The 14908-nt window shown below is 36.2% G+C and carries 12 protein-coding genes and 1 pseudogene; 6 read left to right on the plus strand and 7 right to left on the minus strand.

Going from position 1 to position 14908, the window contains the following annotated elements:
- Positions 1-92: 92 nt before the first annotated feature.
- The 3 genes from AC4CVF_RS14330 to AC4CVF_RS14340 form a co-directional block, all read right to left on the minus strand.
- On the minus strand, positions 93-716 hold the full coding sequence (locus AC4CVF_RS14330; protein ID WP_419327583.1) for an MgtC/SapB family protein: 624 nt from the start codon (positions 714-716) through the stop codon (positions 93-95).
- Between the two features lie 107 nt (positions 717-823).
- Positions 824-1354: a YaeQ family protein gene (locus AC4CVF_RS14335; RefSeq protein ID WP_004722682.1), complete on the minus strand. Its 531-nt coding sequence runs from the start codon at positions 1352-1354 to the stop codon at positions 824-826.
- Between the two features lie 56 nt (positions 1355-1410).
- Positions 1411-2424: a CobW family GTP-binding protein gene (locus AC4CVF_RS14340; RefSeq protein WP_336952868.1), complete on the minus strand. Its 1014-nt coding sequence runs from the start codon at positions 2422-2424 to the stop codon at positions 1411-1413.
- A 446-nt stretch (positions 2425-2870) separates the two neighbouring features.
- Here AC4CVF_RS14340 and AC4CVF_RS14345 point away from each other — a divergent pair, with 446 nt between their 5' ends.
- Both AC4CVF_RS14345 and AC4CVF_RS14350 read left to right on the plus strand, forming a co-directional pair.
- Positions 2871-3098: a hypothetical protein gene (locus tag AC4CVF_RS14345; protein ID WP_336952869.1), complete on the plus strand. Its 228-nt coding sequence runs from the start codon at positions 2871-2873 to the stop codon at positions 3096-3098.
- A 448-nt stretch (positions 3099-3546) separates the two neighbouring features.
- Positions 3547-3888: a hypothetical protein gene (locus AC4CVF_RS14350; RefSeq protein WP_336952871.1), complete on the plus strand. Its 342-nt coding sequence runs from the start codon at positions 3547-3549 to the stop codon at positions 3886-3888.
- 579 nt (positions 3889-4467) lie between these two features.
- Here the strand turns inward: AC4CVF_RS14350 and AC4CVF_RS14355 are convergent.
- Together AC4CVF_RS14355 and AC4CVF_RS14360 are read right to left on the minus strand one after the other, a co-directional pair.
- Positions 4468-4989: an acyl-CoA thioesterase gene (locus AC4CVF_RS14355; protein ID WP_336952872.1), complete on the minus strand. Its 522-nt coding sequence runs from the start codon at positions 4987-4989 to the stop codon at positions 4468-4470.
- Between the two features lie 258 nt (positions 4990-5247).
- Positions 5248-6126: pseudogene (locus AC4CVF_RS14360) on the minus strand (patatin-like phospholipase family protein); the annotation flags it as partial.
- A 245-nt stretch (positions 6127-6371) separates the two neighbouring features.
- On the opposite strand from AC4CVF_RS14360, the gene chrA reads away from it, so the two are divergent.
- Positions 6372-7580 (plus strand): chromate efflux transporter, encoded by a 1209-nt coding sequence (chrA, locus tag AC4CVF_RS14365; protein ID WP_490773675.1) that lies wholly within the window; start codon positions 6372-6374, stop codon positions 7578-7580.
- A gap of 41 nt (positions 7581-7621) precedes the next feature.
- On the opposite strand, the gene gltS is transcribed toward chrA, so the two are convergent.
- Both gltS and AC4CVF_RS14375 read right to left on the minus strand, forming a co-directional pair.
- Entirely contained in the window at positions 7622-8857 is a 1236-nt protein-coding gene (gene gltS / locus AC4CVF_RS14370; RefSeq protein WP_336952874.1) for a sodium/glutamate symporter, read from the minus strand.
- 550 nt (positions 8858-9407) lie between these two features.
- Positions 9408-10652: a DcaP family trimeric outer membrane transporter gene (locus AC4CVF_RS14375; RefSeq protein ID WP_490789630.1), complete on the minus strand. Its 1245-nt coding sequence runs from the start codon at positions 10650-10652 to the stop codon at positions 9408-9410.
- A 418-nt stretch (positions 10653-11070) separates the two neighbouring features.
- On the opposite strand from AC4CVF_RS14375, the gene AC4CVF_RS14380 reads away from it, so the two are divergent.
- From AC4CVF_RS14380 to AC4CVF_RS14390, 3 genes are all read left to right on the plus strand, one after another.
- Entirely contained in the window at positions 11071-11775 is a 705-nt protein-coding gene (locus AC4CVF_RS14380) for a nitroreductase (RefSeq protein WP_490789631.1), read from the plus strand.
- A gap of 583 nt (positions 11776-12358) precedes the next feature.
- Positions 12359-13252: a phosphoribosyltransferase family protein gene (locus tag AC4CVF_RS14385; RefSeq protein ID WP_336952877.1), complete on the plus strand. Its 894-nt coding sequence runs from the start codon at positions 12359-12361 to the stop codon at positions 13250-13252.
- Between the two features lie 18 nt (positions 13253-13270).
- Positions 13271-14767, plus strand: coding sequence for a nicotinate phosphoribosyltransferase (locus AC4CVF_RS14390; protein WP_490789632.1), 1497 nt, complete (start codon positions 13271-13273; stop codon positions 14765-14767).
- Positions 14768-14908 lie beyond the last annotated feature (141 nt).

Below are 14908 nucleotides of genomic sequence, written 5' to 3' on the forward strand. Positions count from 1 at the left end.
CTCCAATACTTATACATTTCGTTAGATTAAATCGCTAAGCTGAAAATTTGATGAATAAAAAATTGAATAAATCAAGCACACTTTTTCTTGTTTTAAAAGCTTAACTCTTTAATCTCTTGATCTAAAAGCAAATAGTTTGTGAGTTTTTTGTGATTTTGAGCAGATCCTATTAACACCCAGCGCCCAACAATCTGTTTTTCAGTTTTATTTTGCACGCCACGTAAAATTTTCATATGGTATTGTTTAAATAATTCCTCATATTTATCTAAAGTTTCTTGTTGATAATCACATAAAATTCTATAGTTACGCGATTGGTGAATGGCTTCAATTCTCTCTTGAAAATAGACAAGAAATACGAGAACAACCAATACCAGTACTGTACCAACACATGCTAAATATTCATAACCAGCACCTGCGGCCATACCTAAAGCTGCCACCATCCAAATCGTTGTTGCTGTAGTAATCCCAGAAATTCTATTATCATCTTTAAAAATAACCCCCGCACCTAAAAAGCCCAAGCCAGTCAGAATATTTGCAGCCAAACGATCAGGATTTTGCACTCCAATTTTAATTGAAAGTATGGTGAATAAACAGGATGCTAAACTCACCATAATCATAGTTCGCAATCCTGCCGACTTACTGCGATACTCACGCTCTGCTCCAATAATTGCACCAATCGCCAAAGCCATAAGTAAGTGGTAGATGTCATTATTCATTGATTTTCTACATAGCTATTTTTATCACTCTAGGTATACGAAATTTGAGTAAAAAAAAGCAAGCGATTCGCTTGCTTTTCTTGTCAATTTTTATTGAACAACAATGCTTACTGTAACTGTGTCCATTCAATCACAGCTTGAGCATCATCACCAATCAAGGTCCACTCACCATCCATAACATTTAATTGCAATTGCATGGTGCGTTGACATAAAGCTTGAATTGCTGTTGTCGTCGCCTCAGACAATTGCCATACCTGAACATTTGACAATGTTTTGAGTTTAGAACTTCTTTTATACCATTCTGCAACGGCTGAACCATAGGCGATCACAGCCACTTCTTTACAACGCGCTGCCGCTTTTTTAACTTTGTCTTCGTCAGGCAAACCAACTTCAATCCATTTAATCAACTGTCCGGTTAAATCCTTCTCCCATAAAGCAGGTTCATCAGTTTCAAATAAATCTTTGGTAAATTCCAAACGTTCATCTGCAAAGCGAGCATATGCCAATACACGTACCATCAAACGTTCAATCGTTTCAGACGGATGTAATGCCATCGTGAATTGATAATCACCATATTGATGCACATCCATATTGGCAATATTCAGATCAGCCTTATAAATTGTTGCTTTTAATGCCATGAAAGTTCCAAAAAGTTCTTAAATATGGCGCACAGTCTATAAGATTTTCAAAAGGATTACTGCGTTTTTTCCGCCTGATCAATTCGACAATTCAACAAAGCCGTTTCTAAACTTTCCCAATCACGATTGTGCTGGCTAATGAGTTCGATCCGATTATCCAAGCTTTCTTCACCCGATTTATAATTCAAATTTTCAGGATTAAAATTAAATGTCATCCAACCTTGATTGGTATTGAATATCCCTTTGATGCGCAACCAGTCTTTTTGCTCACACAAGACATCTAACAAGTCATAAAAATCGAATTGCCAACGCTTTGAAAATTTCCAACCAGCAACAGTATACCCATTAGCCGTTTCAACATAGTGATAAGGTAATTGTTTAACCACAGGCAGTACTTCATCGGGGTTAAATTGCTTTTGCACTTGAATCAGCGGTACAACTTTTCTCTCCCCCCCTTGATGTGATAGATCCAGCTGTTGAATATCAAGATTACCCTGCTCTGCCAATACCCAAGTTTGAATATAAGCAAAGTAATCATTTTTAAACTGGTTTAATACCTCATGATCAGACGCAGACATGCTATCTGCATGCGAAACCACAACAATTTGTGCAGCTTTTAACTGATCTTGATAATGCGCTTGATTCACCCATTCAGAATCATGTAAGCGACTCCCATCGATTACTGTCACCAACGCACGCATATCAATTTGCGCTTGCCATTGCGGTTCAGTCAATTGTGCCAAAAGTTGAGCGGGATGACCTAAGCCTGTAGGTTCTATAAATAGTCGATCGGGTTGTTTATCATAAATCAATCGAGACAAGGCAATTTGCATAGGCAATTGTCCTGCACAACATAAACAACCACCGAGTAATTCTTTTACTTCATAACCTGAGTCTTGTGGTAACAATTGCTGATCCACACCAATCTGTCCAAACTCATTCATAAGAACCGCCCAAGTTTCATTTTCTGGCTTCTGTTGAAGTAAATGCTGTAATAAGGTGGTCTTTCCAGCCCCTAAAAAACCAGAAATAATATGAGTTTTGACTGTTTTTTGGCTTAAAATCTTCAAAGGATCGACCCAGCATATTAAATGAAAGAAATAGATAGATATTGTGACTCTTCTTATTATTACTGAAAAATTGCCAATAGTTTCAGGTTTAACATCTATTTTTTAAATTAAATTTACAAAAACAATCCAAAACTCCAATACCAGGTTCATAAAGATTGCATAATGAATGTTTAGAGTAAGTAACAATGCAGTGTGTTTTTTAATCAACTTTTCATATTTACATACACTTTTACCTATGTGTAGAAGTCAATAGATCACAAAAAAACAACATAATACAATGATTTGTTTTAAACATGTAAACCAGCCTGTTACGCTTTGTTGCTTAGGTTGCCCATTTTTTCATCTGCACTTAGCATGACATTACTCCCTGTGATCAGCAACGCATTTAACAACTGACGCTCTCACAGGTCGTTATACGATCAATTCAATGAATTAAGGATGCCAAAATGAAACTCGTTAAAACACTTTTAGCTACTACACTTGCTTTCACTGCTTTCTCAACTTTTGCTGCTACTGATACAGCTGCAACTGAAGCTGAACAAGTTGTTGTATCAACTCAAGAACAACCAGCTGCAACTGAAGATACTCAAGCTGCAGGTCAACCTACAGCTCAACCTGCGACTGAAAGCGCTGCTGAAGCTCCAGCGACTTCTGCTCCTCAAGCAGGTCAATAAGATTTAACTCTCCTCCCGAGTTAGCAATTGGGTTGTCTGAAAAGACAATCTGAATAAAAAGACTAGATCATGCTGCGATTTAGTCTTTTTATTTTTCTAATGTCTTTTACTTGATCTTTGCTGTCTTTAAACAATTAGACCCAACATATCGAAATCTGGCTTTCTTATTATTAGAAAAGAAATTTGATAACTTTATATTCTTTCTGATTTGTAATTTTTGATCCTAAAAAGAATTAATTTTTTTATTTCATATAAATAGATTCCATATTTTAAGATTTCAAAAAATATTAACCTAAAGTTTAAAAACTCAATGCCTGTATCGCTTCATTTTGCTCAACTCTAGTATAGAGAGGATTTTTGAATAATTCATATATACTCTTTTGCACTTAAATCAGTTTGTAAATTTATAATTAAAACCTGACATATCCAGACTTACGAGGAATTTAAAATGTTAAAAAAACTGATCGGTTTAGGCGTCATCAGCACCCTACTTGTTGCATGTAGCAAACCATTACCGACAGACAAACAAAACTACTCAGGCACATGGCAAAGTGAGGATGGCAGTGTAAATTTGATGATTACGCCTGAAGGACGCGTTGAATATAGCAATAAACAACCTAATTCAAGCTCATCTGTATCTGCACCAATTTCTAAATTTGAAGGCAATAACTTTAGTGCTGGCATTGGACCACTTTCAACTGAGTTTAAAGTTTCTCAAGCACCGCAACAAACTGCCAATGGGATGTGGAGCATGACGGTAGATGGACGTGTTCTTAACAAAGTCAATTAAAAGTGTGGAACTGTTTTTATCAAATTTTTATCGTTTGAATTTATTGTCAAAGCCACCTAATTATTCATATAAGTGATTTGCATCAAGTCATTGATCATAAATGAAGCTTATGTTTTTGTATGAAATTTTGAAACTGTTGGTTATCAATTCGTTTTTTTACTTTTGAATCGTAGATGGTGATCCTACCGTGGGACGACAGGGATGTCGCCGTTCGGCGGTATAGCCCTCTTCCATGAGCAAAAACAAAGCAATGCTTTATTTGCAGCGCAAGGTCTGGCATCTCCTACATAAGTGAGGCATCGCCTACTCAAAGGTATTTAAACTTTGAATGTAGTGTGGGTCATTGTAAGCTTTTTTAAAATCAAACAATTTATTCCGCTATACAGTTGATTTGATTTAAATATTAATTAAAAGAAATTATATTCTTGTGTTTGATTTTTTTGACAGGTTAACCATTTGTTTAAATGTCAATCGCTTAGTGCTGGCAAATATAGCGCATCAAGCTGACTACATTTCATTTTAATTTTGAGATTACCTAAAGCGCCCCCTCATTGGCAACGAGGGGGGAAACTTAATCAATTAACTATTTGAAGCTTTTTTATAAATACTACAAGAAGGATGATGATTTTCTTGTAAACGTGCCACTTTACGCTGCTCAGCCGCTTCAAAACGACAGCGTTTCCAATCATTATCCAGATTTAAAGCTGGAATTTGTTGTGGTTTACCATTTTCATCTACAGCCACCATGGTGAAATAGCAACTGTTAGTATGACGTACTGTACGTTTTTGAATATTTTGTGCTTCAACACGAATCCCGATTTCCATTGAAGTACGACCAACATGGTTTACACTGGCAAGAAAGCTGACCATTTCACCCACATGAATTGGTTCTTTGAAATTCACTTTATCGACTGAAAGTGTTACCACATAACTACCTGAATAACGACTTGCACATGCATAAGCGACCTGATCAAGCAGCTTAAGGATGGTTCCACCGTGTACATTACCTGAAAAGTTTGCCATATCTGGGGTCATCAAAACGGACATGGTTAATTCTGACTGGTCATCTGTAGCTGGGATCATTTGATCTAATGGAGACATCGTATTCTAGACTCTATTTTGGCAGGAGATTTAAGTCTATTATTATATATCTTTTCAACTAAAAAACATGTTTAATTCGGCAATTGACCATTCTCTCAATTTATGATTATGAACACTGTCATTTATTTGAAGTATATCTTATTGGTTTATCAATCATTTTCTATTTATTCAACATGTTTGCTACAATATTTCTATATTTAGGTTTTTTCTGATCCGAATACTTGGTGTTGGATTTTAAAGTACTTCTAACTGTTGATCTTAGTTCTGGACTTGAAATTGCTGTTGGGCAGTTTCAATACTTTTCTTACTGGCAATAACCACGTCTAGATCATGCATACGTTGATTAGCTGCATCCATTCCAGCTTGCATAGTATCCTGACGACCTTTTACATCAAAAATATGTGCTTTTTCACGCAAATCTGGCTGAATCACAATATCTGCATTTTTTAATTCTTCAGCCGCTAATCTATTTTGCATGATATTGATATTTTGGTTAAATAGCCCCCAGACATTACTCGTTTCAGTATTGACAGGTTGTGCCAATATATCCACCGCAATCACGATATCTGCACCTAATTCTTTGGCAATATTCACAGGTACAGGGCTTACTAAACCACCGTCAACATATTCCTTACCTTTAATTTTGGTAGGAATAAACATGCTTGGAATAGATACAGAAGCTCTCACAGCCTGACCTGTATTACCATAATTAAAAATCGTCTTTTCACCATTTTGTAATTCTGTAGCAACAACATACATAGGTATTTTCATTTTTTCCAAAGGCATTTGATTGATTTGCTTATTGACATAATCTTCAACTTTTTGCCCATCAAAAAAACCTTTCATGCCAATTTTAAAATCGCGTACATCACCCACTTTCATATTGAGTGCAATTTGGCGTAGTTGTTCAGGCGATTTTCCACTGGCATAAATTGAACCAACAATACTTCCCGCACTTGTTCCAACAATAAAATCAGGTTTAATACCATGTTGCTCCAACACTTCAATTACACCAATGTGTGCATATCCACGCGCGCCTCCACTGCCCAAGACCAAGGCAATCACAGGTTTTTTCTTTGATAATTGTTTGTATTGATAAAAAGTATAGTCCAATCGCGAAGAGGCTTCCAAAACCTGTTGTGATGCCAATATACCAGCTTGCGATTTTTTTTCGGGTGAGTGTGCACATGCAGTTAGTAACAAACCACAAAACAAAGAAGCAAAGATTTTCTTTAACAATGACATATACTCTCAGATCATGGCACAATCTAAATTCGCCTGTATCTAAGCATAATTTGCAATGATTTGCTGTTGTATTTATTTATTCTGTCATGATTTTCGATTAGATTTTAAAAATCAATGTCTAAAATAATCCTAAAAATATGCCCACACTTTTTGAAATTTTTTGGATTTTTTTAAAATTAGGCTGTAGTAGTTTTGGCGGTCCAGCGGCGCATTTAGTGTTCTTTAAACAAGCTTTTGTAGAGAAAAGAAATTGGTTAAATGAGCAGCAATATGATCAACTGCTTGCACTTACCCAAATGCTCCCTGGCCCAAGTAGTAGTCAAATGGGCATGGCTATAGGTTGTTTACAACATCGATATTTAGGCGCAATTGTCGCTTGGATTGGATTTACTCTCCCATCAGCACTGCTAATGTTTGGCTTAGCAAGATTCATTCAGCAGCATCCAGTTTTTAATCTAGCCTTATTTTCAACAATTCACTCAATCATCTTAGCAATTATAGTCTTTGCTTTTTTACAGATGTTTAAAAGCTATTGTAAAACCAAACTACAATTTACCTTAATGCTGGTCAGTACTGTGTTGCTACTCTTATTTTCCAATGCATGGCTACAACTTGCGATTATCCTTGGTAGTGCTATTTTAGCCATTTTAATGACACGATTTAAATATATTCAAAAGGATTCAAATGTTTTTGCTAGTGGTAATCAGCAAGCAAATTTTAATGTATTACCGAGCTCTTATCATCACAACTCAATCTGGTTGATTGGCTTTTTTTCAATTTTTTTTGCCCTGTGCGTAGCAATGCTTTTTTCCAACAAGCTACTATTTCAAGCCAGTTTTAGTTTCTATAAAACAGGTGCTTTAGTCTTTGGTGGTGGCCATGTGGTTCTTCCCATGCTTCAGCAAGATTTTGTCGATACAGGCCTAATCAGCAAACAAGATTTTGAATTAGGCTACACACTTGCGCAATTTATGCCAGGACCACTCTTTAGCTTTGCCAGTTATCTTGGTGCATATTTGCCCCTTACAACTTTTCCCATTGTAAATGCTGTCATAACAACACTGTTGATCTTTTTACCTTCTTTTTTCTTTGTTTTTTTAGCTTTGCCTTACTGGTCTAAGCAACTTGTGAATCCTTATATTCAAAATTCTGTGATACTCATCAATGCTGCAGTTGTTGGATTTGTCCTGTCTGTGATTATCCCTATGCTACAAAAAAGCATGGAAAATCCATTAGATATCGTCACCACCTGTTTAATGCTGTTGAGTTTAGAACTTAAAATTTCAATTTTTATCAGTATTCCTAGTCTTTTATTTATTCATTATGCCTTGCTAAATTTCATTTAAAAAGCCAGTGATATCACTGGCTTTTTAAATCTAAACATAAATTAAGCGATAAATTTTAGAATCAATTGAATCACTGTTGCATTAATTAAGTCGACAAAAAATGCACCACAAAGTGGAACAATCAAAAATGCTTTATGTGAAGGGCCATACATATTGGTAATGGCTTGCATATTTGCAACAGCTGTTGGTGTAGCACCCATACCAAAACCACAATGCCCTGCTGCCAATACAGCTGCATCGTAATTTTTTCCCATTACACGGAATGTCACGAAGGCGGCATATAAAGCCATCGTTAATGTTTGTGCACTCAGAATAATCACCAATGGCCCTGCTAAATCTGCTAACTGCCAAAGTTTTAATGAAAGTAAAGCCATCGCAAGGTAGAGTGAGAGTGCTGCATTACCAAATACATCGATCGCGCGATCAAACATTTTAACTCTTAAAATGCCTTCAAGTACATTACGAAGAATAACGCCCCCAGCCAATGCCCAAACAAATGTTGGTAGCTCAAACCATTGCCCTTTACTGTAACCGGTCATGAATTCAGCAAAAGCCAGACATGCTGCAAAAAGTCCCAATGTTGTAATCGCATTATCTGCAGTAATCAAACGGACTTGGTGTGGATACTCAAATGGAACATATTCCCCAAGATCAGAAACGGCTTGTTGATTGGTCTCATCCACTTCTTTTTGTGTTTTTGGGTTCGATAGCTGATAACGGTTAATCAGCAACTTGGCTAATGGACCACCGATGATCCCACCAATAATTAAACCAAACGTTGCGCTCGCCATACCCAACGCTAAAGCACCTTGTATACCATGCTGGGTTTCTAAAATCTCACCCCAAGCACCTGCTGTACCATGTCCACCTGTGAGCGTAATTGAACCTGCAATCAGACCAATCAGTGGGTCTAGCCCCATGACTGTTGCCAACCCAATCCCAACAAAGTCTTGTACGACAATAAATGAAGCAACACAAATTAAAAAAATGACTAAACCAAAACCGCCTTCTTTTAATTTTGCAAAATTTGCACTTAAACCAATCGAAGCGAAAAATACCAACATGAAACTGGTTTGTAATTCACTACTCGTGGTAATGCTATAACCCCAAAAATTATGGATGAGTAAAGACAAAATTGCGGCAACAAGTCCCCCAGCAACAGGTTCTGGAATATTATATTTACGGAGAAAATCAATCTTATTGACCAGGAAACGACCTAATAACAATACGATGACTGCTGCAATCAACGTATAGAAGGCATTAAAAGAAAATTCCATAAGTAATTGTCCATTCTTTGGCTAGATTTTTTGTTGTATAGGTATAGAAATGCTATTCCATAATAGTAGCAGACTTAAAATCACTCAGATTTAGTGATTACCTAATTGCCTGATATATACAACAAAAAATTAAAATAAAAAGCAGATTTTCAACATTGAAAATCAAAAAGGCTCATCGCGATAAATACATTAGCGATTAGATATAAACAGAATTGCAATGCTGCAAAAATTTAGAAAAGAAAATGGTCATGATGTTACTCCTATTATTGATAAAAGATCATTTCATCAAACAATGAGAAATACAGTTCTCATAAGTCATTCGCTTTACAAGAACAGGCCAAAACAGGTCATTTATCTATACGATAATATGAACATAGAAAAAAAGTGGGTTAATTATGCATTTTTTTAAGCAAATGTCTTACGTTTTTACAATTTTAGCTATCATTTTAAATTATATTTTTTTCTTATCTATTTCTTTTATAAATACTCATGCATAAAAAACCGAGGAGCATTCCTCGGTTTTTGGGATTAATAAATTTCTAAGCTGGAATTAGAAATTGTATTTCGCCATTAAACCTACACGGTTATCTTTATAAGATTGACCCGCGAAAGTTTCACGCTTACCGTTGATATACTCGATACCTAAATCAATCGGTTTCGCTGGAGAATAGATCACGTTTAACCAAGCTTGTTGAATTTTTTCATTCGCGTTTTGGTTTGCTTTCGCAAAATCTGTACCGTTGTCAGCAAACAATGCGCCATATGCTAAAGTCGAACGCAAATTAGGTAAGATTTTATATGTACCACCCACTTGAAGTGCAGTGAACTCATTCTGCTCAATATCGCCATTTACAATAGCATAAGCATTGTTACTGCCGTATAGGTAATTGCTATTGCCCACCACATAAGATGCATCAGCAAAAAGTTTTAAAGGATCCGCAACTTTAAAGTCTGTGCCAAGTGCAACACCCCATCCCGTCTTATCTTTGCCAGCATTGTTATCTTTATAGTTTTCCACTAAAACACGTGCAGACGCATTACCGTTGCCATCAGCATATGATTGTGTAATTTTACCTGTTAACACAGGAAGACTATATTTAACTGCTGTACCTGTAGCCCCAGCACTATTACCTTCTTCAGCAGCAACCAATAATTTTGTAGTTGGTGCCAGATTGTATGCATAACGTACTTGTGGAATACGTGTAGTACCGCCACCTGCGTTAGTTGCAAAGTCAATCATTTCTGGCGCATGGCTAGACAGGAAGTTAGATGTTGTTTGACCGAATAACCAGTTGTTATAGGTTAAATAAGCATGACGAATACGAAGGTTTTCATTTACACCGTTACCTGCAAAGTCAACTTCAACTTTACCACCAACTTTAGCATCACCTACTGGCGTATTAAAATCTAAACCAATACGTGTTGTTTTTGCTGTCGCGCGGAGTTTGTCTTTCGCTTCTCCAGTAGTTGAACTAATTTTGTTGAAGTCGTCATCACCGCCTTCAATGATATAGTTGGCATCACCACGAACAAAACCATAAATATTGATATCTGCACCAGACTTAGACTTTAAGCCAACTGATGAAGAAGATGGTGCTGCTTGAACTTTAGATTCAACTAATCTCACTTGCTGTTGTTGTTGCTGAAGAAGTGCTTTTAATTCTTGAACTTCAATGCGTAATTGTTGAATCTCTTGACTGTCAGTAGCAGCTTGAGCTGTATTTACCATCAAAGCTGTTACTGTTAATGCTAAACTTTTGACGATCAATGACTTGCGATTTGTGAATAGACTCATTAAATACTCCTAGCCTTATTTATGATGTGCATCCGTACAATTTGATCTTTTAACCCCAATACTTTGCTAAAAAATCAGTTTTTCTTGTTTTCTTCAGTAGTTTCTCAGACACCACATAAAAAAAACTTTGCACATATATGCTTGCTATTAAATTATGAAAGCGTTGAAACTAAGTTAAAACCCAAAAGTAACAATTTGTGTATAATTCTTACACCTTTGTAATCTAGCGTAACTCAACCCCTTTATTAAATCAGTTTTATCGAATAAGACTTTAATTTCAATTCTTTTTTCAGATTAGTATTTCTATAATCATTATATAATCTAAGGCTTAGCTAAAATTTCAAAAAATGAATATAACCCCTCTACGACTATCGTATATAGTTTATTTGATTGAAAACTAGACCAATAAAGGATTTTTATGTTTTTCGAACAGGTTCAAGTAATAGATCAAGTAATTACAAGCCGTCATTCAGTGCGTGCTTTTTTGGATAAACCTATCGATTTAGCCATTATTAAAGATATTTTAAATGTCGCATGTCGTGCACCATCTGGAGCAAATACCCAACCGTGGAAAGTATATGTAGTTACTGGTAATAAGCGCCAAGAAATGATTGACCGTGTATGTGCTGCACAAATCGAATTATTTACCCTACCAGAACTCGCCGAACAGCATACAGCAAGTTTTTCATACTACCCGACCACTTGGATTTCACCGTTTATTGATCGTCGTCGTGAAAATGGTTGGGGGCTGTATGGACTTTTGGCGATTCAAAAAAGCGAAAAAGAAAAAATGGCGGCGCAACATTTAAGGAATTATCAGCTTTTTGATGCACCTATTGTGTTGTATTTTACTGTAAATAAAATTATGGGAACAGGCGCTAAAATGGACATTTCCATGATGGTGCAAAATGTCATGATTGCAGCAAAAGCACGTGGTATAGACAGTTGTCCTCAAGCTGCATGGAATCATTTTCATCGTATAGTCTTAGAGGTACTCAATGCACCTGATGATGAGGAGTTAGTCTGTGCTGTTGTATTGGGTTATGCCGATCCAGACCATATTGTAAATACATTTATTACCCCGCGTGAATCTGTTGAAAACTTTAGCGTGTTCTTGGATTAGAGCGACTTTATTTAACAGCCTTCAATAATTTTAATCATTTTAAAATATTTTTATTCGGCTTCTTTCAAAAGCCCTTTTAAAAACTGAGTTCAACATAAAAGTTCCTCATCCTAACCTTCTCGAAAGGTGGAGAAGGAACTTTCAATACCAATATGATTTACTCCACATGAGCATTTTTTGATTTTTAAAAGATTTATTGTTCTGTATCAGTTGAACATGAATATTTCAACGAATGAATCATCCCTCCTGACTTTTTAAAGTACATGTTTTCTTATAGTAAGGGCTTTTTATCGTAGCTGTCTTTTATATAGCTATCGTCTTTTAGCGATCCCCTGCTTTTTCTTACATAATAAATGTCTAGGGATTAAAACCTGTTAAATCTCGAATAACAGACAGCATTAAAAATCAGCATGCTCTCACACACCAAATATTACAAAATAAAACAATGACTTAAATAAAAATCCAATCAAAAAGCATCTAATACCCAGGTTTGTAATCTTTTGTAAAGTAATATTGATAATTAAATAGGCTTTATGACACTATATATGTATTGGCAATAAGCCACCTTATAGGTATAAGCAACATGTCTATCCAAGTCAAAGATTCAAACAACAATATTATCCCTATTCAAAATATCCAGTTTGCGGGTGGTGAACGACATGTTCAAATTTCAGCAGATACGTTAAAAACGTTGAAAGGGCAAATTCAGATTCAAGCCAAAATCAGTAACACGCAAGATTTGATGGATTACTTGTTAATTGAAAATGTATTACTCAATCAAGGTTTAGAAATTGATTTGGAAATCCCTTATTTTCCATACGCACGCCAAGATCGAATCTGTGCGATGGGACAGGCATTCTCATTAGAACTAATGACAAAATTATTAAATATCAATACTGAACAATTTCCACAACAACGTAAATCAATCAAAGTTTGGGATGCACATAGTTGTGTTACTGAAAAACTTTTAAATGAAAATACCCATTTTTTTGAGATTGAGAATGTTCAACCCAGTGAAATCATTCTGCAAAATTCAAAGTTACAAGACATTTTAATTGCTCAAGACACCGTTTTAATCTGTCCAGATGCAGGTGCAAAACAACGGACCAAAATGATTGCCAAAGTCATCAATAGCTTACGAGATCACGAAATCGAAATGGTCTACTGTGAAAAAAAACGTGATGCCGTCACAGGAAAAATTCAGAATGCTCAAGTCAACGCAACTGATTTAACGGGCAAAACAGCTGTGATCACGGACGATATTTGTGATGGTGGTGCAACTTTTATTGGTATTGCACAAGAGTTAAAAAAATTAAATTGCCAACATGTGATTTTATATGTGACTCACGGGATCTTTAGTAAAGGTATGCACGTATTTGAAGGCTTGGTTGACCAAATTTTTACGACATCGAGCTTTCCTCAAACTGAACATCCAAATCTAAACGTCATTTCATTTAGTCGTTTCAATTCATTTTAATTATTTTGGAGAATAACAATGAGCTTAAAAATCAATCCACTGAATGCAATTGACTTTTATAAAGCAGATCACAGACGTCAGTATCCTGTTGGCACAGAATATGTTTATGCCAATTTCACGCCACGCTCTTCTCGTTTAGCGAAAATGTTGCCTGACTTCGACGATAAAATCGTGTTCTTTGGCTTACAAGGCTTTATCAAACACTTTTTGATTGAAACTTGGAATGAAGGTTTTTTCCAACAAGATAAGGCAAAAGTCATTGCTAGATATAAACGTAGAATGGATAACGCATTGGGCGAAGGTGCAGTTCCTGTCGATCATATTGAAGCTTTATATGACTTAGGCTATTTACCGATTCGGATAAAAGCATTAGAAGAAGGCAGTCGTGTCAATATAAAAGTACCTGTCCTCACTATTGTAAATACCCTGCCTGAGTTCTTTTGGTTAACCAACTACTTAGAAACAGTACTCAGCGCTGAATTATGGAAAAGTTGTACTACAGCAACGATTGCATTTGAATACAAACGCTTACTGACAACATATGCGATTAAAACAGGTGTACCTTTAGACTTCGTTGCTGTACAAGGGCATGATTTTAGTAGTCGCGGAATGAGTGGGATTTATGATGCCACACAAAATGGTGTAGGACATTTAACCAGCTTTATCGGTACAAACGCGGTTTCAGCGATTGATTATGCAGAAGAATATTACGATGCGGAAGGCATTGTAGGTGTTTCGGTTCCCGCAACCGAACATAGTGTGATGTGTATGGGCAGTGAAGACAATGAAATTGAAACTTTTAGACGTTTAATCACTGAGCTTTATCCATCAGGTGTGGTCAGTATCGTATCGGATACTTGGGATTTTTGGCGAGTAATTACAGAATTTACTGTGGCGTTAAAAGACGAAATTTTAGCTCGTCAGCCAAATGCTTTAGGTTTGGCTAAATTGGTTTTTCGTCCTGACTCTGGTGATCCTGTAAAAATCATTTGCGGTGACCCTGAAGCTGAAATGGGCAGTCCAGCTTATAAAGGCGCTGTGCAATGTTTATGGGAAATCTTTGGCGGAACCGAAACAGATCAAGGCTATAAAGTTTTAAATGAGCGTGTTGGTTTGATTTATGGTGACTCGATTACTTTGGAACGTGCTTTAAATATTCTTCAAGGGCTAGAAGCTAAGGGCTATGCTTCAAATAATCTGGTCTTTGGGATCGGTAGTTATACTTATAACTATTTAACGCGTGACACATTTGGTTTTGCAGTTAAAGCCACTTGGGGACAAGTCAACGGTGTTCCACGTGAATTGTTTAAAGATCCAATCACTGATTCTGGTATAAAGAAATCCGCTAAAGGTTTACTTCGCGTAGAAAAAACTGAAGACGGATTTGTGTTATTTGATCAGCAAACCATGGAACAAGAGCAACAAGGTGAGTTAAAAACAGTGTTTGAAAATGGGCAATTGATTCTAGCGTGTCGTTTGAATGAAATTCGGGAGCGATTGGCAAATCAGTTATAACAATCATTTTCAGAAACCTTGCTTTTTTATTGCAAGGTTTTTGTGCTTAGGCTGCACCATTGCCAATCTCATTTTACTCAACATATTTTCTACTTGGCGAATCTCTTCCACCCTGTAATAATCCAAGACAATCCGTTACTT

This window comes from Acinetobacter sp. LipI_19 (assembly GCF_058242925.1).

Coding starts and splice junctions, on each gene's coding strand:
- AC4CVF_RS14350 (WP_336952871.1), top strand. CDS start 3,547: ATGTTAAAAAAACTGATCGGTTTAGGCGTCATCAGCACCCTACTTGTT.
- AC4CVF_RS14375 (WP_490789630.1), bottom strand. CDS start 10,652: ATGAGTCTATTCACAAATCGCAAGTCATTGATCGTCAAAAGTTTAGCA.
- AC4CVF_RS14330 (WP_419327583.1), bottom strand. CDS start 716: ATGAATAATGACATCTACCACTTACTTATGGCTTTGGCGATTGGTGCA.
- AC4CVF_RS14385 (WP_336952877.1), top strand. CDS start 12,359: ATGTCTATCCAAGTCAAAGATTCAAACAACAATATTATCCCTATTCAA.
- gltS (WP_336952874.1), bottom strand. CDS start 8,857: ATGGAATTTTCTTTTAATGCCTTCTATACGTTGATTGCAGCAGTCATC.
- AC4CVF_RS14345 (WP_336952869.1), top strand. CDS start 2,871: ATGAAACTCGTTAAAACACTTTTAGCTACTACACTTGCTTTCACTGCT.
- AC4CVF_RS14335 (WP_004722682.1), bottom strand. CDS start 1,354: ATGGCATTAAAAGCAACAATTTATAAGGCTGATCTGAATATTGCCAAT.
- AC4CVF_RS14390 (WP_490789632.1), top strand. CDS start 13,271: ATGAGCTTAAAAATCAATCCACTGAATGCAATTGACTTTTATAAAGCA.
- AC4CVF_RS14355 (WP_336952872.1), bottom strand. CDS start 4,989: ATGTCTCCATTAGATCAAATGATCCCAGCTACAGATGACCAGTCAGAA.
- chrA (WP_490773675.1), top strand. CDS start 6,372: ATGCCCACACTTTTTGAAATTTTTTGGATTTTTTTAAAATTAGGCTGT.
- AC4CVF_RS14380 (WP_490789631.1), top strand. CDS start 11,071: ATGTTTTTCGAACAGGTTCAAGTAATAGATCAAGTAATTACAAGCCGT.